The sequence below is a fragment of the Streptomyces scabiei 87.22 genome, from assembly GCF_000091305.1.
GTDB classification, from domain to species: domain Bacteria; phylum Actinomycetota; class Actinomycetes; order Streptomycetales; family Streptomycetaceae; genus Streptomyces; species Streptomyces scabiei.
Genome location: NC_013929.1, coordinates 4,487,407 through 4,507,650 on the forward strand (window position 1 = coordinate 4,487,407; position 20,244 = coordinate 4,507,650).

A 20,244-nucleotide genomic window follows, 5' to 3' on the forward strand; every position below is an offset into this window, starting at 1 on the left:
ACTCGGCGGGGCCGGCGTCTCAGGAGAGCTGCAGCAGCCCGCGCAGCAGGTCCCGGCTCTCGTCCGTGGAGGGGCAGTCGTCCTGGAGCTGGCTGATCGCCCGCTCGTACTGGGCGATGTCCTCGCGCTTGTCGAGGTAGAGGGCGCTGCTGAGCTGTTCGAGATAGACGACGTCGGTGAGGTCGGACTCGGGGAAGCTCAGCACGGTGAAGGCGCCGCTCTCGCCGGCGTGGCCGCCGAAACGGAAGGGCATGACCTGGATCCGTACGTTCGGGCGCTCCGAGATCTCGATCAGGTGCTGGAGCTGACCACGCATCACTTCGCTGCCGCCGTACGGCCGGCGCAGCGCGGCCTCGTCGAGGACGCAGTGGAACTCGGGGGCCCGCTCGGACACCAGGTACTTCTGGCGCTCCATACGCAGGGCGACCCGCTTGTCGATCTCGGCCTCGCTCGCGCCCTTCATGCCCCGGGAGACCACCGCATGGGCGTACGCCTCCGTCTGCAACAGGCCGTGCACGAACTGGACTTCGTAGCTGCGGATGAGGTGGGCGGCCGCTTCGAGGCCGACGTAGGTGGGGAACCAGCTGGGCAGGACGTCCGAGTAGCTGTGCCACCAGCCGGCGACGTTGGCTTCCTTCGCCAGGGAGAGCAGTGAGGTGCGCTCGGCCTCGTCGGTGACGCCGTAGAGGGTCAACAGGTCTTCCACGTCACGGGTCTTGAAGCTGACCCGGCCGAGTTCCATCCGGCTGATCTTCGACTCGGAGGAGCGGATCGAGTACCCGGCCTTCTCCCGCGTGATCCCCTGCGACTCGCGCAGCCGCCTGAGATGCGAGCCCAGCAGCATCCGCCTCACCACCGACCCGCTCGATTCACCGGCGCCCACGTTCGTCCAGCCTCCCCAACTTCTTCAAGGGCCGCAGTCTGCCACTAAACCACTCCGATCCGCACTCGCCCGGTTACAGAAATGGAAAGTCTTCAACATCCGAGACGGGCGGGACGCGGGGGGAGTAGGAGCAGAGTGCCAGAAGAAATGTTGAGCAAGCGGTATGGGCATGTCCATTTCGGGCGCGTGCACGTGCATCTGCCCTTGCATCTGCTGTACGCATCAGAAACCATGGTCCCGCGCCACCGCTGCATCGCAACGACCGCAGACACCCGGGAGTGCCTCGCATGGGGACGAATGGATCGACCATGCTCGAACCCTTACGGCAGGGACTTCCGCCACTTGATCCCGCGACCGTGTCCGACGCCGCGTCCTGCGCGCTTCCGCCGCGCTACGAAGCGGTGCGCGAGGCACGGCAGTTCACCCGCGGCACGCTCGGTCAGTGGAAGCTGGACGACCGCTTCGACGACGTCTGTCTCGTGGTCTCGGAACTCGTCACCAACGCCCTGCGGCACGGTCTGCCCTCCGGCAACGGGACGCGCCCGGACCAGGACCCGCCCGTACGGCTGCATCTGATGCGCTGGACCGAGCGGCTGGTGTGCGCGGTGCGCGACCCCAGCCATGACAGCCCCGTGGCGGGTGATTCCGAGGACTTCTCGGCGGAGTCGGGGCGCGGACTGTTCCTGGTGGACTCCTTCGCGGACAGCTGGGGCTGGCATCCGCTCGGCGGCTCGCTCAACGGCAAGCTGGTGTGGGCCCTGTTCCAGGTGCCGTCGGCACCGGGCCCGCACTCCGCGCACTGAGAACCGCGGCGCTCTTCGGCGCCGCGGTTCTACGCGTGTCACACCGGCGGCTCCCGCCACTCCCCCGCCACCGGGCGGGGGTTATCCGACCAGGTGGTCGAACTCACCGTCCTTGACGCCCAGAAGCATCGCCTCGATCTCTGCGCGCGTGTAGACGAGTGCCGGGCCGTCGGGGAAGCGGGAGTTGCGCACCGCCACCTCGCCGCCGGGCAGCCGGGCGAACTCCACGCAGTTCCCCTGCGAGTTGCTGTGCCGGCTCTTCTGCCAGGCCACCGCGTGGAGCTGGGTCAGCTCCGTCGCGGCCATGCCGTTGTACACGTCATCCACGCCGTACACGTCGTGGTCCACAGGTCGCTCCCCGGGGTGGTGCAGTGGTGCGCTTGATGCGCATTGGCACTGGTGTGGCCAGTGATGCCCGTGCTGCCAGTGATGCAGCGGTCAACTGCCCCGGATCATAGCTTCGTTCACGTGCCCCTGCATGAGCGGATGCATCTGCTTATGCACGAGCAGATGCACGTGCACGAGGGGTGATCCCGTAGTCACAGTGCCGAGGCACTGGAGAGACGCACATCGGGGCGGTCCTGTTCCATCGACGGCTGGGGAGATCCGGTGTCGTCCTGTTTCGTGTCCCCCTGTCCCTCCCTACGGCAGGCGGGTCCCGGCGGTTCAGGGCGCGGGCCCGGCGGGCGCAGGATGGCGGGAAAAGAGCGCCCCCGGGGAGGTCGTGGAGCCTCCCCGGGGGCCGGGTGGGGGTGGTGGTACGAGAGTGACGGGCGGTGCCTCACCTGCGAAGCCGTGGGCGGCGGCGCCGGGGGGCGGGGTTCGCCGGGTGACGGGGCTCGCCGGTGACCGTCGTCAGCGGGAGACGTACGGCAGGAGGGCCATCTCGCGGGCGTTCTTGATGGCGCGGGCGAGCTGCCGTTGCTGCTGGGCGCTGACGCGGGTGACCCGGCGGCTGCGGATCTTGCCCCGGTCGGAGATGAAGCGCCGCAGCAGGTCGGTGTCCTTGTAGTCGATGTAGGTGATCTTCGCCTGGTCCAGCGGGTTGGGGCGGGACTTGGCGGGCTTGCGCTCCGGCTTGCGGGGCATGGCGGTCAGACCTCCAGGAAGGTGTCGAAGGGGCGCGGCAGCCGTTCCCAGGCGGCGCGTCCGGCGGCGTACTCGGTGTCGGTGAGCAGGCAGGACTCCAGGAGCTGTTCGAGTCCGTCGCGGTCCAGGCCCGGGGAGGTGAAGACGAGGTGCTGACAGCGGTCGCCGTGCTCCGGATGCCAGTCGAGGGCGGCGGCGGCCCGGCGGACCGGGGGCACCATGTCCCAGGCGGCGTCCGGGAGCGAGGCGAGCCAGGGGCCCACCGACTCCACGCACAGCGCGCCACCGGCCGCGTCCCAGTGCAGCAGGGTGTCGGGGCGCTCGGCCAGCCAGAACCTGCCGCGGCTGCGGGCGGCCGCGCAGCAGAGGTCCTCCAGGGCCGCGTACAGCCGCTCGGGATGGAAGGGGCGGTGGCGGCGCCAGACGAGGGTGGTGACGCCGTGTTCGTCGGCGTCCGTGGGGAGGAGGGCGCAGGCGGGGTGCTGGGCGGCGGCGGCCGCCTCCACGTCGAAACCGGCGAACGCGGCGGCGAGCAGGGCGGACGGGCGCCGTAGGGGTTGCGGTGCGTCGTCGAGTGCGCGTGCGTGATGGCCGGTCGCGCAGTTCCCCGCGCCCCTTTCAGGGCCTCCGGCAACTTCAGGGGCACGCCACCGGCCGCCGATGGACACCCTCTGCGCGGTCGGGTGGAGCTGGGCCAGCAGGGCCCTGTCCTCGTCGTCCGCCTCCGCCGAGTCGAGCACGGCCAGGACCGGGGCGTATTCGAGTTGGCGGGCGAAGGTGTCGGCGACCGTGCGTTCGTCGGTCGGGGCGGCGGCCAGGCCGGCCTCGGCGAGGTCGTCGCCGTTGCCGAGGCAGGGCAGCAGGAGTGCGGGGTCGACCGCCGTGATCACCGAGGTCAGCGGCAGACCGCTCGCCGCGACGACCTCGGCCATGGCCTTCGGTTCCACCGAGTCCCAGAGTTCGACCACCGCGAGGCGGGTGAGCCCCGCCCCGGCGAGGCGTTCCAGTTCGGGGACGAGGTCCTCGCGCAGGGCGCAGCAGGCGCAGTCGTTGACGAGCGGGGTCTCGCCGGTGGCGACGAGGCCCGCGGCGTCCCGGATCGTCCGCAGGACCGTGCCGTCGGCGGCGGTGGAGAGGTCGTGGTGCAGCGCGACGCTGCCCGGGACCCCGGCGAGCAGCGCCTCGACGGCGGCCCGCCGGGCGTCGGCGTGCAGGCCGCCGACGATCGCGACAGACAGCTGGGTCACGTCGGTCAGCCCCGCTTCTTTCCGGTGCCGTACCGCTTCTCGAACTTCTCCACGCGGCCCGCCGTGTCCAGCACGCGCGCGGTGCCCGTGTAGAAGGGGTGGCTGACGTTCGAGATCTCGACGTCGACCACGGGGTAGGTGTTGCCGTCCTCCCACTCGATCGTCTTCCCGCTCGTCATCGTCGAGCGGGTGAGGAAGGTGTGGTTCGCGGCGCGGTCCCGGAAGACGACGGGCCCGTACGGGGGGTGGATGTCCTTCTTCATGGTCGGTCAGCGCTCCTCTCGGAAGTCGACGTGGCGGCCGGCCCTCGGGTCGAACTTGCGCAGCGTCAGCCGGTCCGGGTCGTTCCGGCGGTTCTTGCGGGTGACGTAGGTGTATCCGGTGCCGGCCGTGGACCGGAGTTTGACGACCGGGCGGAGTTCGTTGCGTGCCATGCTGGTATCTTACTGAAAATGAATTCCATTTGCACTGCCTGATCGAGAGAGGTGCGTCACCTTGTCCGCCCACTGCATGCTGACCGGAGCCCGGCCCGGCTTCGGCAACCGCATCTCCCACTCCCACCGGCGTACGTCCCGCCGCTTCGACCCGAACATCCAGTCCAAGCGGTACTGGCTGCCGAGCGAGAACCGCCATGTGCGGCTCCGGCTGAGCGCCAGGGGGATCAAGACCGTGGACGTCATCGGCGTCGAGGCCGCGGTCGCGCGGATCCGCGCGCGGGGGGTGCGGGTCTGATGGCGAAGAAGAGCAAGATCGCGAAGAACGAGAAGCGGCGGGAGACCGTCGCGCGGTACGCCGTGCGGCGGGCCGAGCTGAAGGAGATCCTCCGGCGGCCGGAGACCACGGACGCCGAACGCGAAGCCGCCCGCCGGGAACTGGCCGCCCAGCCCCGCGACGCGAGCGCGACCCGCGTCCGCAACCGGGACCAGGCCGACGGCCGGCCCCGGGGCTACTTCCGCACGTTCGGCCTCTCCCGCGTGAACCTGCGGGAACAGGCACACGCGGGGTTCCTGCCGGGGGTGCGGAAGTCGTCCTGGTAGGGGGCGGCGACCCGGAGGTCGAGGCGGGGGCTCGAGGGGCCGGGGGCTGCTGGTAGCTTGCCGAGAGGGTGCGGCGGACGAGGGCCGGCCACGGCTTTGGGAGATCTCCAGTGACTACGGCTACTACGGCAAGGCCCGTGAGCAGGGCGTCCTCCGCTCGTCGGCGCGGGCGCGTCGCGGCCGCGGCGGCCGGGCTCACGGTCGCGCTCGTGCTGACCGGGTGCAGCGGTGGTGGCGGCGGCTCCGACGCCAAGGAGTCGTCGGCCGCCCCGAAGCCGGACGACAGCAAGGACGGCGGCGGTTCCGGGGACTCCCCCGGCGTCGCGACCGCACTGCAGGGCAACTGGCTGGCCACGACCGACGGCAAGGCGGTCGCCCTGTTCGTCAACGGCGACGAGGCCGCCGTCTTCGTGGGCACCTCGGTGTGCAGCGGCAAGGTCTCCGACGCGGAGAACATGCAGATGTTCAGCCTCACGTGCCAGGACGGCAGCGACGCCCGCACCGAGGGCATGGTGGACAAGGTCGGCGCCAAGTCCCTCACGATCACCTGGGAGGGCAAGGCCGGCCAGGAGACGTTCCGGAAGGCCGCGGGGTCGCTGCCCTCGGGGCTGCCGACGGACCTGCCCACCGGTCTCCCCGGCGATCTGCCCACGGCGAGCGCCGGGTCCTAGACCGGGCCGTGGGCCAAGGTCGCCGATCGGGCCCGCGGTGGGGCCGGGATCGTAGATCATGTGAGGAACGGGCCGCGGCGCCTCCGGGTTTCGGGGCCCGTTCGTCCTCTCACGTCGCCATCGGCTGTGCCGCGACAGCCACGAACACCCCCGGGAACTCCATGCGCACCGCTCCGACCGCCATCGCCGCCGCCCTCCTCGCGGCCCTCACGCTGACCGCCTGTGGCGGGAGCGACGGAGGTGACGGAGGGCAGGACGGCAAGACCGGTGCCTCCACCCCCGCGAGCGCGTCGAAGGGCGGCGCGTGCACGGCCGCGCGGGCCGGTTTCGAGATCGGCCCCAGCAGCGCCGCGCCGACCGCCGGTGACGAGGGCGGCGTGCCGGTCACCGTCACCAACAAGGGCGACGCCGCCTGCACGCTGAAGGGCCTCGCCGGGGTCGACCTGTTCGCCGGGGACAAGTCCTGGGCGCTCAAGCCGCAGAAGGGCGCCTCCCAGGACACCGAGGTGACGCTGGAGGGAGGTCAGTCGATGACCTTCACCATCGCGTACGTGCGCGGGGTCGCCGGTGACGCCGAGAAGAGCGCCGCGGTGGACACGGTGAAGCTGACCCTCCCCGGGGACAGCAAGGTGAGCAGCTTCAAGTGGCCGGACCCCGAGGTCGCGGTCGCGTCGGAGAGCACGCTGGAGGCGACGGTGGGGCCCTTCCTGCCGGTGGGCGACTGACCCGGCGCGTCCGTCACCGCGCCGGGCACCCCGTCGAGCACCCCGTCGGACTCCTGGTCGGACCCCGCGGCGCTCACCGCGTCGCTCACCGCGTCAGGACGGCAGCCGGGGCCGCGCCCTCACCTGGGCGCGGTCGGCGGCCTCCGCCCCCTGCTGCCAGCCGGCCAGATCGCTGACGCCCCGGACGCGCGTGGTGACCGTCTCCGGGAACATCCGGCCGACCTGCTCGCGGACGGCGACATCGCGCGCGGCGAGGACGGGCAGCAGGTCCTGTTCCGCCGCGCCCGCCCCGTGCGCGCCCACGCCCCCGGCCTCCGCCTCGGCGACCTGGGCCTCGGCGACCTCCGCCAGCCGGTCCCCTATGCGGTGGGCGTAGGCGGCCAGGAACGACTGCCGGAAAGTCTTGGTCCGCTTCCGGCCGGACCGGCGCTGGGCCGCCTCCGCCCTGGTCATCGCCGTGGTGGCCTGGACGAGGAGCGAGGTGTGGAGCAGTTCGACCACCTCCAGGTCCGCCTCGAATCCCACGACCGTGGAGAAGCCGAGGGCCTCGTTCCAGACGGCCTCGCAGCGGTTGGCGCGCGCCACCGCGTCGAGGAGCACGGCCTTGGCCGTCTCGTACGGGGGTTCGACCCCGATCCGGCACGCGCCGGGGGTGTCCGCACTGTGCGCGCGGGCCGCCAGCAGCGCCTCGTCGATGCTGTGCCGCGCCATCAGCTCCTGCGCCTTCGCGCTGAGCGCCTCCGCCTCCTCCGGGAACCCCGTCGCCTCCGCCTTGGCGAGGAGCGCCCGGATACGGCCGAGCATGCGCGACTCGGGGTGGGGGGAGTTCTGCGCGCCGCCGGACGCCCGCGGGCCGTCCAGGGATTCCAGCGTGGGCAGCCGCAGGAGGAGGCGGTACAGCTCCAGGGCCGTGGTGGCGTACGAGAAACGGTCCGCGCGGGCCCGCTGGGCGGCCTGTTCCCTGATCTCGTCGAGCTGGGCGGCCCAGCGGGGGCCGGGTGAGCGCGGTTTCGCGTGCCCCCGGTCCTCTTCGTGTTCCTCGACGACCAGCCGTGCGAGCAGCGTGACGTGCTCGTCCTCCAGCTCGCGCCGCACGAACCGTACGACGTCGGCGGGCTGCCAGCCGCGCCGCCAGGCCCCGGCCACGAACTCCCGTCCGCGCCGGGCCAGTTCCGCGTCGGCCGCGGGGTCGGCGGCGAGCAGGGAGGCGCCGGTGTCGAGGGCGGTGTCGGTGTCGGCGTAGAGGGCCGCCTCGAAGGCGCGGTCCACCGTGCTGGTCGTACTCACGTGTTCGATCGTGTCACGAGGTGCCCGGGGGTAGGGCCGGCCCTACCCCCGGGACGCCCTCCAGTGGTCGTGTGCGGGCGGGGCACGGGCGGTTGGCTTGGAGCATGACCACGACAGATACAGCACGAGCGGCGGAGACGGCGGCGGGGACGGCCCGGGGGGCGGGGGCGGCGGAGGTCGCCGCCGTACGCGTACGGGGGCTGCGGCGGTCGTACGGGGAGGTGGCCGCCCTCGACGGGGTGGACCTCGATTTCGGGGCCGGGACCTTCACGGCGGTCATGGGGCCGTCGGGGTCGGGGAAGTCGACGCTGCTGCAGTGCGCGGCGGGGCTGGACCGGCCCTCCGGCGGGACGGTCCAGGTCGACGGGGTCGAGTTGGCCGGGCTGAGTGAGCGGCGGCTGACGCTGCTGCGCCGGGAGCGGATCGGGTTCGTGTTCCAGGCGTTCAACCTGCTTCCCTCGCTCACCGCCGCGCAGAACGTCGCCCTGCCGCTGCGGCTCGCCGGGCGGCGGCCCGCGCGGGGCGCGGTGCGCGAGGCGCTGGCCCGGGTGGGGCTGGCCGAGCGGGCCGGACACCGGCCGGCCCAGCTGTCCGGCGGGCAGCAGCAGCGGGTCGCCCTGGCCCGGGCCCTGATCACCCGCCCGGCGGTCCTCTTCGGCGACGAGCCCACCGGGGCGCTCGACACCACGACCAGCCGTGAAGTGCTGTGCCTGCTCCGGGAGTTGGTGGACCGGGAGGGGCAGACCACGGTCATGGTGACGCACGATCCGGTGGCGGCGTCGTACGCGGACCGGGTGGTGTTCCTGGTGGACGGGCGGGTGAGCGGGGAACTGGCCCGGCCCACGGTGGAGGCGGTGGCGGCGCGGATGGCGGGGCTGGAACGGCGGGCCGGGGGCGCCCCGGCCGGAACCGCGACCGGCACTGCCGCCGGGAGCGCGGCCGGGACCGCCGTGGCCGGGGGTGTGACGTGCTGACGCTGTCGTCGTTGCGTACGCGGTGGGCCGCGCTGCTCGGGTCGTTCGTCGCCGTGGCGCTGGGGGTCGGGGTGATGACCGCCATGGGGCTCGGGCTCGCGGCGACGCTGGATCCGCCCGCGCGTGCGCCGGAGCGTTTCGGTTCCTCGCCGGTCGTGGTGGCGGGCCGGGACCGGCTGACCGTCGAGGTGCGACGGGGGCCGGGGACGGCCCGGGTGACGCAGCGGCTCGCGTATCCACACCCTGTGGACGAACGGCTCGTGGCACGGCTGCGCGCGCTGGGGCCGGTGACGACGGACGCGGCCGGGCGGGGGCCGGACGGGCCCGACGCCGTCGGGGTGGACGCGCCCGTCGCCGAGGTGAAGGCGCTGGTCGGGGACCGGGCGCGGGTGCTGACAGGGGACGCGCGGCGGGAGGTTGATCCCTCCCACGAGCGGGACGCGGAGGCGCTGGTCGCCGTGAACTCGCTGCTCGGCACGGCGGGCGGGGTCACCACCTTCGTGTCGGTGTTCGTGACGGCGTCGACGTTCGCCTTCGTGGTCGCGCTGCGCAGACGGGAGTTCGGGCTGCTGCGGATGGCGGGCGCGACGCCGGGGCAGGTACGGCGGATGCTGCTCGGCGAGGCCGCCGCGGTCGGCGTCCTGGCGTCCGGTGCCGGGTGTGCGCTGGGGGCGTGGGGGGCGCCCGTGCTGGTACGGGAACTGGTGGACGGCGGGGTGGCACCGAGCTGGTTCGCGGTGCCGGACGCGGTGGTGTGGCCGTACCACGTGGCGTTCTGGACCGGGGTGTCGGTGGCGCTCGCGGGGGCCTGGGCGGCCGCGCGGAGGGCCGGGCGGACCGGGCCGGTGGAGGCGTTGCGCGAGGCGTCCGTGGACACCGGGGTGCTGCCGCCGGCGCGCCGGGTGATCGGTGCCCTCCTGCTCGCGGGCGGGCTGGGGCTGCTGGCCTGGAAGCTGGGCACCGACCCGGCCGAGCTGCTGAAACGCAAGACGTACACCACCCAGCCGATGCTCCTGGTGACGGCGGCCGCCGCGCTCGCGCCGCTGCTCGTCCGGCCCGTCGTACGGCTGTTGGGGGCAGCGCTGCCCGGGGCGACCGGGCTGCTGATCCGGGAGAACGCGGCCACCTCGGTGCGCCGTACCGCCGCCGTCGCCGCGCCGGTGCTGGTGACCGTGGCGCTGGCCGGGTCGCTGCTCGGGTCCGCGGCCACGGTGACGGAGGCGAAGGGGGCGGAGGCCCGGGCGCGGACCCGGGCGGACTTCGTGGTGACGGGTGAGGGTCTGCCGGCAGGGGCCGGGAAGGTGCCCGGAGCGACCGCTGCCGGGTCGGCGGCCACCGCCGTGTACACGGTGGAGGAGGGGAGCGCGCTGGTGCGCTCCGAGGCGCGGGCGGTGACGGACGTTCCGGCCTTCGCGACGGTGTCGCGGCTGCCGGTGGTCGCCGGTGACGTGCGCGATCTCGACGACCGGTCGATCGTCGTGAACGAGGAGTGGGAGCGGCACGCGGTCGGGGACCGCGTGCGGGTGTGGCTCGGGGACGGGCGTCCCGTACGGCTGCGGATCGTGGCGGTGCTGGCGCGGGGGACCGGGGACAACGGGGCGTACGTGACGGCCGCGAACGCCGGCGGGGCGCTCGTGGACCGGGTCGAGGCGCGGGTGGACGGCGGGGCGGACCGGGCGGCCGTCGCGGCGGCGCTGGAGCGGACGACGGCGGGCACCGGCGCGACGGTGCGGCCGGCCGGGGAGTGGCTCGCGGCGAACCGCCCCGGCACGAAGGCGCACACCCGGCTCGGCTTCCTCGTGGTGCTGGGGATCGCGCTCGTGTACGCGGCGATCTCGCTGGCCGGGACGCTGATGATGGCGACGTCGGCGCGGGGCGCGGAGCTGCGGTCGCTGCGGCTGGCCGGGGCCACGGGGGCGCAGGTGCGGGTGGTCGTGGTCGGCGAGGCGCTGCTCGCCGTGCTGGTGGGGGTGGTGCTGGGCGGGGTGGTCACCGCGGTGAACCTGGCGGGGGCGGCGGGCGCGCTGGCCCTGCTGTCGGCGCCGGTGGGGGTGGCGGTGCCGTGGGTGGTCGTGGGGGCGTGTGTGGGGGCGTGCGGGGTGGTGGCGGGGGTTGCCGCGAGTGGTGGGGCGGCGGCGGGGCAGTGAGCGTTTCCTTGGGGTGCGGAGGTCGGCGGGGGCGCCACCGGGGAGTGCGGCGCGGGTGGAGGGGCGGGTGCGGGTGGGTGGGGGCTGGGCGCGCCGTTCCCCGCGCCCCTTCAGGGCGGCTGCGGTCGGGCCATGGTCACGGGTCGCCGGTGCGCCGTGCGGGCGTCCGGACGGGGGCGGCGGCTGCGGTGACCTCGCCCACCGGGGAGTGCGGCGCGTGGGGCGGGGGCGGGCGGCGGCTCCGGTGGCCACGCCCACCTGGGAGGGAGGCGCGGGTGGAGGGGCGGGTGCGGGTGGGTGGGGGCTGGGCGCGCAGTTCCTCGCGCCCCTTTCGGGGCGCTGTGGTGGGGGCGTCGTCACGCGCTCCCCCTTGTCAACTCAAGGTTGACAGGCGAAGGGTGTCAACCTAAGGTTGACACATGACGACGAATCCGCGAGCCACCGCTTCCATCCGTCTCGACGAACTCATCGACGCCATCAAGAAGGTCCACCCGGAACCCCTCGACCAGCTTCAGGACGCGGTGATCGCCGCGGACCATCTCGGTGAGGTGGCCGACCATCTGATCGGGCACTTCGTGGACCAGGCCCGGCGCTCGGGCGCCTCCTGGACCGAGATCGGCAAGAGCATGGGGGTGACCCGGCAGGCCGCGCAGAAGCGGTTCGTGCCGAAGGCCGAGAACGATCTCGACGCCAGCCAGGGGTTCAGCCGCTTCACCCCGCGCGCCCGCAACGTGGTCACGGCCGCGCACAACGAGGGCAAGGCCGCCGGTGCCGTCGAGGGGGTGCCGGCCCATCTCGTCCTCGGGCTCCTCTCCGAGCCGGAGGCCCTCGCCGCCAAGGCGCTCGCCGCCCAGGGCGTCTCCCCCGAGGTCCTGCGGCAGGCCGCCACCGCCACCCTGCCGCCGGCCGCCCCCGAGGTGCCCGAACTCATCCCCTACGGCCCCGAGGCCAAGAAGGTCCTCGAACTCACCTTCCGCGAGGCCCTGCGCCTCGGCCACAACTACATCGGCACGGAACACATCCTGCTCGCCCTGCTGGAGTTCGAGAACGGACAGGGCGTACTGAGCGGCCTCGGGGTGACCAAGGAGGCCACGGAGGCGGACGTGACCGCCGCACTGCGGTCGATCGTGCAGGGCAAGGGCCAGGGACAGAGCACGGAGTAGGGACCGTCCGGCCGCGCCTCGCCCGCACCTCGGCCTCGTTGTCAGACCCCCCTGTCACACTCGCACCCATGGCCGACAGGTGGGCGCTCGCTCCGGCCGAGGACGGTGGCGCGGAGGTCGCCCCCCTCGGGCCCGACGGGCTGCTCGCGGGGCCGGTGACGCGGGAGTCCGACCTCGCGGGGGCCGTGCGCCGGCGGGCGGACGTCGGGCGGTGGGTGTGGGGGTCCACCTCCGCGGTCTATCCGCGGCTGCTGGCCGAGGGCGTCCGGGTGGAGCGGTGTTACGACGTCGAGGACGCCGAGACCCTGCTGCTGGGACACGAGGGGCGGCTGGGGGAGCCCCGCTCCGCGGCCGCCGCGCTCGCCCGCCTCCGGCACACCCCCGTCCCCCCGGACCCGCCCCTGCGCTCGGCCGACACCGGCGCCCAGCCGTCCCTCTTCGAGCCCCGGCCGGTCCATGTCCCGCTCACCGACCTCGTCGAGGTGTACGCCGACCAGCAGCGCCGGCACGACGCCACCGCCCACCCGGACCGGATGCGGCTGCTGACCGCCGCCGAGTCGGCCGGGATGCTCGTGGCGGCCGAGATGAACCGGGCGGGGCTGCCATGGCGGCCCGACGTGCACCGGGAGGTGCTGCGCGAACTGCTCGGCGAGCGGTACGCGGGCGGGGGCGAACCGCGGCGGCTCGCCGAGCTGGCCGAGGAGGTGTCGAACGCCTTCGGGCGGCGCGTGCGCCCCGATCTGCCCGCCGACGTCGTCAAGGCGTTCGCGCGGGCGGGGGTGCGGGTGAAGTCCACCCGCCGCTGGGAGATCGAGAGCGTCGACCATCCGGCGGTGAAGCCTCTCCTGGAGTACAAGAAGCTCTACCGGATCTGGGTCGCCCACGGCTGGTCCTGGCTGCAGGACTGGGTCCGGGACGGGCGGTTCCGCCCCGAGTTCCTCGCGCACGGCACGGTCACCGGGCGCTGGGTCACCAACGGCGGGGGCGCCCTGCAGATCCCGAAGGTCATCCGCCGCGCCTGTGTCGCCGACCCCGGCTGGCGGCTCGTCGTCGCCGACGCCGACCAGATGGAACCCCGGGTGCTGGCCGCCATCTCCCGCGACCCCGGGCTCATGGACGTCGCCGGACGCCCCGGCGACCTCTACCAGGCCGTCTCCGACCGCGCCTTCTCCGGCGACCGCGAGCAGGCCAAACTCGCCGTGCTGGGCGCCGTCTACGGGCAGACGTCCGGGGACGGCCTCAAGAACCTCGCCGCGCTCCGCCGCCGGTTCCCCCACGCGGTGCGGTACGTCGACGACGCGGCCCGCGCGGGCGAGGAGGGCCGCCTCGTACGGACCTGGCTCGGGCGTACGTGCCCGCCGGCGGCCGGTGACCCCGACGCGGCGGGCGAGGAGGCGGGCATCCCCCAGGCCGACGACGGCCCCGGGGCCCCGGAACAGGGCCGGGGGCAGGGGCAGGAGACCGAGTGGGTGCCCGGGTACGCCTCCACCGACTCCCGCGCCCGGGGCCGCTTCGCCCGCAACTTCGTCGTCCAGGGCAGCGCCGCCGACTGGACCCTGCTCCTGCTCGCCGCCCTCCGCCGCACCCTCGACGGGATGGCGGCCGAACTGGTCTTCTTCCAGCACGACGAGGTGATCGTGCACTGCCCGGCCGCGGAGACGGACGCGGTCGTGACGGCGATCCGGGAGGCGTCGGAGCTGTCGGGGCGGCTGGCGTTCGGGCAGACCCCGGTGCGGTTCCCCTTCACCACGGCGGTCGTGGAGTGCTACGCGGACGCGAAGTGAGCGCTCACGGCGGCGCCGCTCACCGCGTGCACGACGGCGCCGCTCACCCCGCGTGGTCCTTCAGGAGTTCCCTCAGCTCCACCGCCACCGTGGAGTCCGTGCCGTCCAGGATCGCCCGGGCCCGCTCCCACTCGCGGTACGCCTCCCCCGCACGCCCCTCCGCCCGCAGGAGCAGCCCCCGCTGGTGGCGGGCGAGGCCGACGGCGTACTGGTCGGCGCGGCGTTCGGCGAGGTCGAGGAGGAGCGCGCACTCGTGGGAGGCGCGGTCCGGCCGGCCCAGCCCGCGCAGCGCCCGGACCAGCCCGAGCCGGGACTTCGACTCGCCCTGCCAGTCCTCGTCGTCGCCGAGGATGCGCAGGCTCTGCTCGAAGTTGCGGACGGCGGCGGCCGGTTCGCCGAGCCGGAGGTGGGCGTAGCCGATGTTGCAGTGCGCGGTGTGCCGGACGACGAGACTGTCGGCCAGCTCGCCCAGGGCCAGGCTCCGCTCGTGGTGGGCGATGGCGGCGCGCGCGTCGGTGTGCTTGTACAGGTTGCCGAGGTGGCTGAAGGTCACGGCCTCGCCGTAGGGGTCGCCGAGCTGCCGGGACAGCTCCAGGCTCTGCCGCAGCGTCTCCTCGCTCTCCTCGTACCGGCCGAGGCTCTCCAGGACGAGCCCCCGGTTGTTCAGGCAGCGCCGTACGCACGACACGACCCCGAGCCTGCGCCACAGGGTCAGGCCCTCGTCGTTGAGGGCCAGCGCCTCCGAGGCCCGGCCGGACATGAAGTGCAGGCCCGCCCGGTCCGTGAGCGCGAACGCCTCGGCCTCGGCGTCCCCGAGCGACCGCGCCGCGTTCAGGGCCAGCCGTCCGAGCACGTCCAGCTCGGCGAGCCGGCCGCCGCGGTGCAGATAGGGGAAGAGATGGCGGACGAGGGCGGGGACGAGCGCCGCCGCCGGCCCGCCGCCGCGTTCCACCAGCGCGACGATGTTGGGGAGTTCACGGTCGCCCCAGGCGAACGCCTCCTCCGCGGAGGCGAAGGGCTCCTCCGTGGGCGGCGGTTCCGCCGCGGCCCCCGTCGTGCGCAGGCGTTCGTCGCGTTCGTGGCCGGGCGGGAGCAGCACGAGCAGGCTCTGGCGGGCGCGGGCCGCGTACCAGCGCAGGGCCTGCTCCACGGCCTCGGCGGTGTCGGCCGTGCCGGCGAGTTCGCGGGCGAAGTCGCGGACGAGGTCGTGGGGGACGTACCGCCCGTAGGACGTCTCGTCGAGAAGGGCCACGTCGACGAGACGGTCGAGGGCGGTCTCGGCGCGGAACTCGTCGGTGCCGGTGAGGCGGGCGAGCAGGGGTGCGCCGTACGCGGGCAGGTCGAGGGCGCCGATACGGCTGAGGGCGTGGGCGGCGTCGCGCTCGGCCTCGCGGTCGGAGGCGCGCAGGGCCTCGTGGGCGACGGCGAGGGAGCGGCGCACGCTCAGGTCGTCGTATTCGAGATGACGCAACCTCCCTTCCGTGGCGGTCAGTTGGCCGGCCAGCGCGTCCGGGGTGAGCGCGCGGCGGGCGGCGAGGCGGGCCGCGACGACGCGGAGGGCGAGCGGGAGGCGGCCGGTGAGCGCGACGAGGGGGTGCGTGGCGTCCAGGCCCGCCGCACGGCCGGACGCGGCCCTCAGCAGGGCCGCGCTCTCGTCGTCCGACAGCGGGGCGAGCGGGAAGCGGTGGGCGCCGTCCAGGGCGGTGAGCGGGGAACGGCTGGTCACGATGACCGCGCAGCCGGCGCCGGCCGGGAGCAGCGGGCGCACCTGGGCGGCGTTCGCGGCGTCGTCCAGCACCAGCAGGGTGCGGGTCGGAGCGAGCGTCGAGCGCAGCAACGCGGCCGCCGCGTCGGGGTGTTCGGGGATGCGGCGCGGGGCGGTGCCGAGATCGCGGAGCAGGGCGGCCAGGGCCTGGGCGGGGGTGAGGGGGGTCATGCCCGGGGTGGCGCCGTGGAGGTTGATGTACAGCTGGCCGTCGGGGAAGTGCTCGGCGAGTCCGTGGGCGAGGTGCAGGGCGAGGGCGCTCTTGCCGACGCCGGCCATGCCGCTGAGGACGACGGTCCCCGAGGCTTCGTAGGCGCCCCTCCCCAGCGCCTCCCGCAGCTCCGCCAGCACCTTCTCGCGGCCCGTGAAGTGCGCGGGCAGCGGCGGCAGTTGGGCCGGGAGGGGCGGGGTGTCGGCGGGGGTGTCCCCGGCCGGGGCCCCCGGGTCCTCCTCGGCGGGCGCGCGGAGGATCTCCACATGGGCGTCGCGTACCGCGGGGCCCGGTTCCACGCCGAGTTCGTCCAGGAGTCGGGCCCGCAGGTCCCGGTGGACGGCCAGCGCCTCGGCCTGGCGGCCCGTGCGGTGCAGGACGAGCATGAGGAGGCGGTGGAACGCCTCGCGCAGGGGGTGTTCGGCGACGAGGGCGGTGAGGTCGGGGGCGAGCGCGCCGAGCGGGTGCGCCCCGGTGGCGTCCCGGCCCGCCGTGCGGGGCGCGAGGTGGAGTTCGGCCTCGTAGCGCCGCTCCAGCAGGAGCAGCCGCGCCTCCTCCAGACGCTGGACGAACGCCTGGGCGCGGGGGCCCTCGGCCGGCGGACCGCCGAGCGGTGTCCCGCGCCAGAGGGCGAGTGCGGCGGCGGACTCGCGGACGGTCCGGACCCAGTCCCGCTCGGCGTGGGCGGCTCGGGCGGCGCGGGCGTGCGCCTCGAAGACGCGCACGTCCAGTTCGCCGTCGTCGACCCGCAGCCGATAGCCCGGCGGAACCGCGCGCAGCCGTTCGGGGTCGTCCAGCAGCCTCCGCAGACGCGTCACATGGTTCTGCAGGGACGCCTGTGCGGAAGGGGGCGGCGCGGCGTCCCAGAGCACGTCCTTCAGGGTGTCGACGGAGACGATCCGCCCGGGTTCGAGGAGCAGCGCGACGAACAGGGCGCGCATCTTGCCGCCGCCCACGGACCGTACGCCGCCGCCGGCGTCCCCGGTCCCGTACAGAACCGGCGGACCGAGCAGTCCGAACCGCAGTCCGTCCCGCATAGAACAGCCGCTGCCTTCCCGCACCGTCGTTCCGGGCCCGCCCCGCGGCGACCCGCCGCCGCCTCCCGTACGGCTCCCCGTGGAACCGTTGGGCTCATGTTAGCGATCCGTTGGCGGGACCTGATGTGATCACTTCATCGGATCCGGCGGCGACGGCGCACGCGTGATCGCGTAGCTCGGGGGAGTGCCGCCGCCGCTGCCGGATCCGGGAACCGCACCGAGCGCTGTGCCACGACCGGTCGAGGTGACCGGCCGCGGCACTCGTGTGTCACGGGGGCGGTCCGGGCCCGGACGCCGAACACGGCTGCCGGGCTCGGGCCGGGACACGCACGCCGGGGTGCGGCTGCCGGGCTCCGGCCGGGACGCGGACGCCGAGTCCGGGCCGAAACCGGTCGGCGGGCAGAGCGGTTGGTGAAGTCCCCTTGCTCCGGCGGACGTTGAGCAAGGAGGCCGGCGCAGTGGCCCCGCGGGACTACAGGACCGGTGGCCGTCCCAGCCTCGTCAGGCGCCACACCGTCCGCCAGCTCATGGGCCGCCGTTCGCCGCCCGACTCGCGCCAGCCCTCCACGAAACCGCCGAACCACGCCTTCAGCCCGCCCGCCGAGCGCGTCCGCAGCAGGGTGATGAGGATCCAGACCCCCAGGTGGACGGGGATCAGCGGCAGCGGGAGGCGGCGGCGGGCGAGCCAGACGCGGTTACGGGCGTTGACGCGGTAGTAGATGGCGTGCCGGGCGGGTGAGGTCTTCGGGTGCTGCAGGAGCAGCTCGGGGGCGTACAGCACGGTCCAGCCGGCGTCGAGCGCCCGCCAGGCCAGATCGGTCTCCTCGTGCGCGAAGAAGAACTCGGCGGCCCAGTCGCCCGTCTCGCCGAGCATGGCCATGGACAGGGCGTGCCCGCCGCCGAGGAACCCGGTGACCGGTCCGCCGCGCATCGGGTCCTTGGCACCGACCCTCGGCACGTGCCGCCGCTGGGTCTCGCCGTGTTCGTCGGCGATGCGGAAGCCGACGACGCCGAGGCGCGGGTCGGCGGCGTACAGGTCCCGTACGCGGCGCAGCACATCGGCGTCGACGAGCAGGCCGTCGTCGTCCAGCTCGACGACCACGTCGACGTCGCCGAACTCCCGCAGCCGTTCCAGGGCGACGTTCCGGCCGCCGGGGCAGCCGAGGTTCTCGTCCACCTCGATGAGCGTGACCTCGCCGGGCAGGCCGAGCCGTTCGGCGAACTCGGGCAGGGGACAGCCGTTCCCGACGACGACGATCCGTGCGGGCGCGAGGTCCTGCTTGGCCACCGAGGAGAGCAGCGCGTCCACCTCGGCGGGCCGATTGCCCATCGTCACCACGGCCACAGCGACCCGCGGCCCGGCCTCCACCACGACACCAACCCCATCCCGTTCACGACCGCCGGCGACCGCCGGCGGCCGCCGGTCCGCACGCCGTCTTCCACGGCGTGTTCACGGCCGGGATGCTAGCCGTTCATGTCGGGGCCTTCGCACCAACTCCGCGAATTCCGGCGGGGCGGGGCCCGCCGCCCCGCCACCGCGGCAGCCGTGCGGGGAGGTCAGGCCCGCAGCGGGTTCGACCGCTCCGCCGCCATCAGGTACCAGGCCGTGGCGCCCGTGTGCCGGTACGGGTAGTAGCCGAAGCCGAAGCCCGTGTCGAGGGGGCTGCTGGCGGAGACGACACCGGCACGGGCGGGGAGCGCGCGGCCGCCGACGGTCTGGCCGGTGCCGAGGTGGTCCTGGGCGCTTTCGAGGGAGGCGATCAGGCGCCGGGCGCGGGACTCGTCACCGCGCGCGCCCCGGTCGCGCAGGGCGAGAGCGAGATGCGCGGTGCCTTCGAACCAGACGCCGTTGCGGTTCGGCTTCGGCTGGAACTCGGCGATGGGCGCGTCCTCGTTCGCGAGGAGACTGGCGGAGCTGAAGGTGACGCCCTCGTACGACCGCCCGGCCGGGACCGTGCTGTTGCGGCGCTCGGCGTGGTCGAGGACGGCCAGTTCCCGGGCGGCCCAGTCGAGGGAGCGCGCGTACCGGCCGGAGTCGAGCGCGAGATGGGTCCAGGTCTGGGTGTCCTCGGGGATCGGGGACCGGTTGACGGTCACGCCGTCGTTGGTGCCGGTGTAGAAGAAGCCGCCCGTCGCGCCGGCCGCCGAGCCCCGGGACGGCTCCCACATCCGCTGCACGAAAGCCTCGGCCCGCGCGCGCCGCTCCCACCACACCCGGTCGCCGGTGAGCCGGGCCAGCCGTCCGAACAGGCAGACCAGGTCCGTGTTGTGCTCGGTCGAGGTGAACGGCAGCTTCTCGTTCGCCCCGTTCACACCGAACTTGTACCCGCCGAGGGGCTCGTCGGTACGGCCGGTGCGCTCGATCCACCGCCCGATCCGCACCGCGGCGGCGAGGAACCGCCGGGCCCCGGTCCGCCGCGCCAGCGCGCTCAGCGCGATGCCCGCCCAGGCCATGTCGCCCACGGCCGTCCCGGTGAAGCCGAACTGGGTGCCGACGTTGGCCGTCCCGTCCGCCCGCACGAACCCGTCCGGCTGCGGCACGCCGTCGTAGTAGACGTACGGCCCGACGTTGTACGCCTGGCGCAGGCGGCCGTCGTCGTACGCCGGGTCGTGCTCCTGGGCGTAGATCAGCGCGTCCCCGAGCGCCACCGCCCGGGCCCGCCCGTCCGCCGTGCGTACGGCGAGGTGGGCGAGGATCGCCAGCGCGTTGTCGTAGGTGAACGCCGTGCTGAACAGGCCCGCCTGGTCGGTGTAGCTCTGGGTCAGCCGGACGGTGCCGTGGTCGGGGTAGGCGTCCATGGCGGCGGCGAGGAACGCCTGCCCGCGCCGCCGGGCCGAGGCCCCGGTCGTCCGCGGTGCCGTACCGGGCGCCGCGTGGGCCGTACCGGAACCGGCGACGGCGAGCGCCGCCGCGGCCCCGAGTCCGGTGCCGAGGAGCGCCCGGCGGCCGAACGCCAGTGCCGGGTCCGGTCTGCCGGTCGCGCCGGTCATGCCGGTGCCGTCGATGCTGCCGGTCATGGGTCTCCCTAGGGGTGCGGGCCTGGAGGGCGCGCCCGGAGTCGAGTTCTGAGAGCGCTCTCAAACGGGTGGTGGCTCATTCTGGCGGCGCCGCCGGGACGGGTCAACGCCCTTGCCCTCCGGGCTGGTTGCGGCGAGGGGGCAGGGGGTGGACGTCCCGCGCACTTCGGGTGCGCGGGACGTCCTCCGTGATCCTGGGCCCGGTACGCGGACTCCGCGACACGGACTCCGGCCCCGGATCCCGGGACCGTAAGGCCCCTCCGCCACGACAGGGACCCCACGGCCACGGCCCGCCGGATCCTCCGACGCCCGCCGGACACCACTGTCCGCCCCGCCCGGCCAACGCGGGTGCAGGCGAGGGCCAAGAGGGAGCCAGGCAAGGCAAGAGGGCGTACAACGTTGG

19 protein-coding genes are annotated in these 20,244 nt (G+C 74.3%); 9 read left to right on the plus strand and 10 right to left on the minus strand.

Features of this window, described 5'->3' with window-relative positions:
- Window positions 1-19 precede the first annotated feature (19 nt).
- The gene (locus SCAB_RS19000; RefSeq protein ID WP_046773247.1) at window positions 20-844 is read right to left on the minus strand and encodes a helix-turn-helix domain-containing protein; all 825 of its coding nucleotides are present in this window, start codon (window positions 842-844) and stop codon (window positions 20-22) included.
- Window positions 845-1,170: 326 nt separating this feature from the next.
- Between SCAB_RS19000 and SCAB_RS19005 the strand changes: the two genes are divergently transcribed.
- On the plus strand, window positions 1,171-1,686 hold the full coding sequence (locus SCAB_RS19005) for an ATP-binding protein (RefSeq protein WP_106437272.1): 516 nt from the start codon (window positions 1,171-1,173) through the stop codon (window positions 1,684-1,686).
- An 81-nt stretch (window positions 1,687-1,767) separates the two neighbouring features.
- Here SCAB_RS19005 and SCAB_RS19010 read toward each other — a convergent pair whose 3' ends face one another.
- The 5 genes from SCAB_RS19010 to rpmG all read right to left on the minus strand — a co-directional run bounded on the left by SCAB_RS19010 (window position 1,768) and on the right by rpmG (window position 4,456).
- Window positions 1,768-2,034 carry a DUF397 domain-containing protein gene (locus SCAB_RS19010; protein WP_013001698.1) on the minus strand — a complete coding sequence of 89 codons (267 nt, stop codon included), beginning with the start codon at window positions 2,032-2,034 and terminating at the stop codon, window positions 1,768-1,770.
- Between the two features lie 507 nt (window positions 2,035-2,541).
- Window positions 2,542-2,775 carry a 30S ribosomal protein S18 gene (gene rpsR, locus SCAB_RS19015; RefSeq protein WP_013001699.1) on the minus strand — a complete coding sequence of 78 codons (234 nt, stop codon included), beginning with the start codon at window positions 2,773-2,775 and terminating at the stop codon, window positions 2,542-2,544.
- Between the two features lie 5 nt (window positions 2,776-2,780).
- Complete coding sequence (locus tag SCAB_RS19020; RefSeq protein ID WP_013001700.1) at window positions 2,781-4,022, minus strand: GTP-binding protein; 1,242 nt, start codon at window positions 4,020-4,022, stop codon at window positions 2,781-2,783.
- A 5-nt stretch (window positions 4,023-4,027) separates the two neighbouring features.
- Entirely contained in the window at window positions 4,028-4,285 is a 258-nt protein-coding gene (locus tag SCAB_RS19025; protein ID WP_013001701.1) for a type B 50S ribosomal protein L31, read from the minus strand.
- 6 nt (window positions 4,286-4,291) lie between these two features.
- A complete protein-coding gene (rpmG, locus tag SCAB_RS19030) occupies window positions 4,292-4,456 on the minus strand; it encodes a 50S ribosomal protein L33 (RefSeq protein ID WP_005475851.1) in 165 nt (54 codons plus the stop codon).
- Window positions 4,457-4,517: 61 nt separating this feature from the next.
- Between rpmG and rpmB the strand changes: the two genes are divergently transcribed.
- The 4 genes from rpmB (at window position 4,518) to SCAB_RS19050 (ending at window position 6,455) form a co-directional block, all read left to right on the plus strand.
- Window positions 4,518-4,754, plus strand: a complete 237-nt coding sequence (rpmB, locus tag SCAB_RS19035) for a 50S ribosomal protein L28 (RefSeq protein WP_037729779.1) — start codon at window positions 4,518-4,520, stop codon at window positions 4,752-4,754.
- Window positions 4,754-5,059: a 30S ribosomal protein S14 gene (gene rpsN, locus SCAB_RS19040; RefSeq protein ID WP_013001703.1), complete on the plus strand. Its 306-nt coding sequence runs from the start codon at window positions 4,754-4,756 to the stop codon at window positions 5,057-5,059. Before rpmB ends, rpsN begins: the two co-directional genes overlap by 1 nt.
- Before the next feature lie 137 nt (window positions 5,060-5,196).
- The gene (locus tag SCAB_RS19045) at window positions 5,197-5,730 is read left to right on the plus strand and encodes a hypothetical protein (protein ID WP_037729781.1); all 534 of its coding nucleotides are present in this window, start codon (window positions 5,197-5,199) and stop codon (window positions 5,728-5,730) included.
- 161 nt (window positions 5,731-5,891) lie between these two features.
- On the plus strand, window positions 5,892-6,455 hold the full coding sequence (locus SCAB_RS19050; protein ID WP_013001705.1) for a DUF4232 domain-containing protein: 564 nt from the start codon (window positions 5,892-5,894) through the stop codon (window positions 6,453-6,455).
- 93 nt (window positions 6,456-6,548) lie between these two features.
- Here SCAB_RS19050 and SCAB_RS19055 read toward each other — a convergent pair whose 3' ends face one another.
- Window positions 6,549-7,742: a DUF2786 domain-containing protein gene (locus tag SCAB_RS19055; protein ID WP_013001706.1), complete on the minus strand. Its 1,194-nt coding sequence runs from the start codon at window positions 7,740-7,742 to the stop codon at window positions 6,549-6,551.
- A gap of 104 nt (window positions 7,743-7,846) precedes the next feature.
- Here SCAB_RS19055 and SCAB_RS19060 point away from each other — a divergent pair, with 104 nt between their 5' ends.
- The 4 genes from SCAB_RS19060 to SCAB_RS19075 all read left to right on the plus strand — a co-directional run bounded on the left by SCAB_RS19060 (window position 7,847) and on the right by SCAB_RS19075 (window position 13,810).
- Window positions 7,847-8,716, plus strand: coding sequence for an ABC transporter ATP-binding protein (locus SCAB_RS19060; RefSeq protein WP_231885075.1), 870 nt, complete (start codon window positions 7,847-7,849; stop codon window positions 8,714-8,716).
- Window positions 8,710-10,863, plus strand: a complete 2,154-nt coding sequence (locus tag SCAB_RS49055; protein WP_013001708.1) for an ABC transporter permease — start codon at window positions 8,710-8,712, stop codon at window positions 10,861-10,863. Before SCAB_RS19060 ends, SCAB_RS49055 begins: the two co-directional genes overlap by 7 nt.
- A 419-nt stretch (window positions 10,864-11,282) precedes the next feature.
- Window positions 11,283-12,026 carry a Clp protease N-terminal domain-containing protein gene (locus SCAB_RS19070; protein WP_013001709.1) on the plus strand — a complete coding sequence of 248 codons (744 nt, stop codon included), beginning with the start codon at window positions 11,283-11,285 and terminating at the stop codon, window positions 12,024-12,026.
- Between the two features lie 68 nt (window positions 12,027-12,094).
- The gene (locus SCAB_RS19075; RefSeq protein WP_013001710.1) at window positions 12,095-13,810 is read left to right on the plus strand and encodes a bifunctional 3'-5' exonuclease/DNA polymerase; all 1,716 of its coding nucleotides are present in this window, start codon (window positions 12,095-12,097) and stop codon (window positions 13,808-13,810) included.
- 43 nt (window positions 13,811-13,853) lie between these two features.
- On the opposite strand, the gene SCAB_RS19080 is transcribed toward SCAB_RS19075, so the two are convergent.
- The 3 genes from SCAB_RS19080 to SCAB_RS19090 all read right to left on the minus strand — a co-directional run bounded on the left by SCAB_RS19080 (window position 13,854) and on the right by SCAB_RS19090 (window position 19,841).
- A complete protein-coding gene (locus SCAB_RS19080) occupies window positions 13,854-16,823 on the minus strand; it encodes an AfsR/SARP family transcriptional regulator (RefSeq protein ID WP_013001711.1) in 2,970 nt (989 codons plus the stop codon).
- A 472-nt stretch (window positions 16,824-17,295) separates the two neighbouring features.
- Window positions 17,296-18,195, minus strand: a complete 900-nt coding sequence (locus SCAB_RS19085; protein WP_037729787.1) for a glycosyltransferase family 2 protein — start codon at window positions 18,193-18,195, stop codon at window positions 17,296-17,298.
- Window positions 18,196-18,380: 185 nt separating this feature from the next.
- On the minus strand, window positions 18,381-19,841 hold the full coding sequence (locus SCAB_RS19090; RefSeq protein ID WP_013001713.1) for a hypothetical protein: 1,461 nt from the start codon (window positions 19,839-19,841) through the stop codon (window positions 18,381-18,383).
- Window positions 19,842-20,244 lie beyond the last annotated feature (403 nt).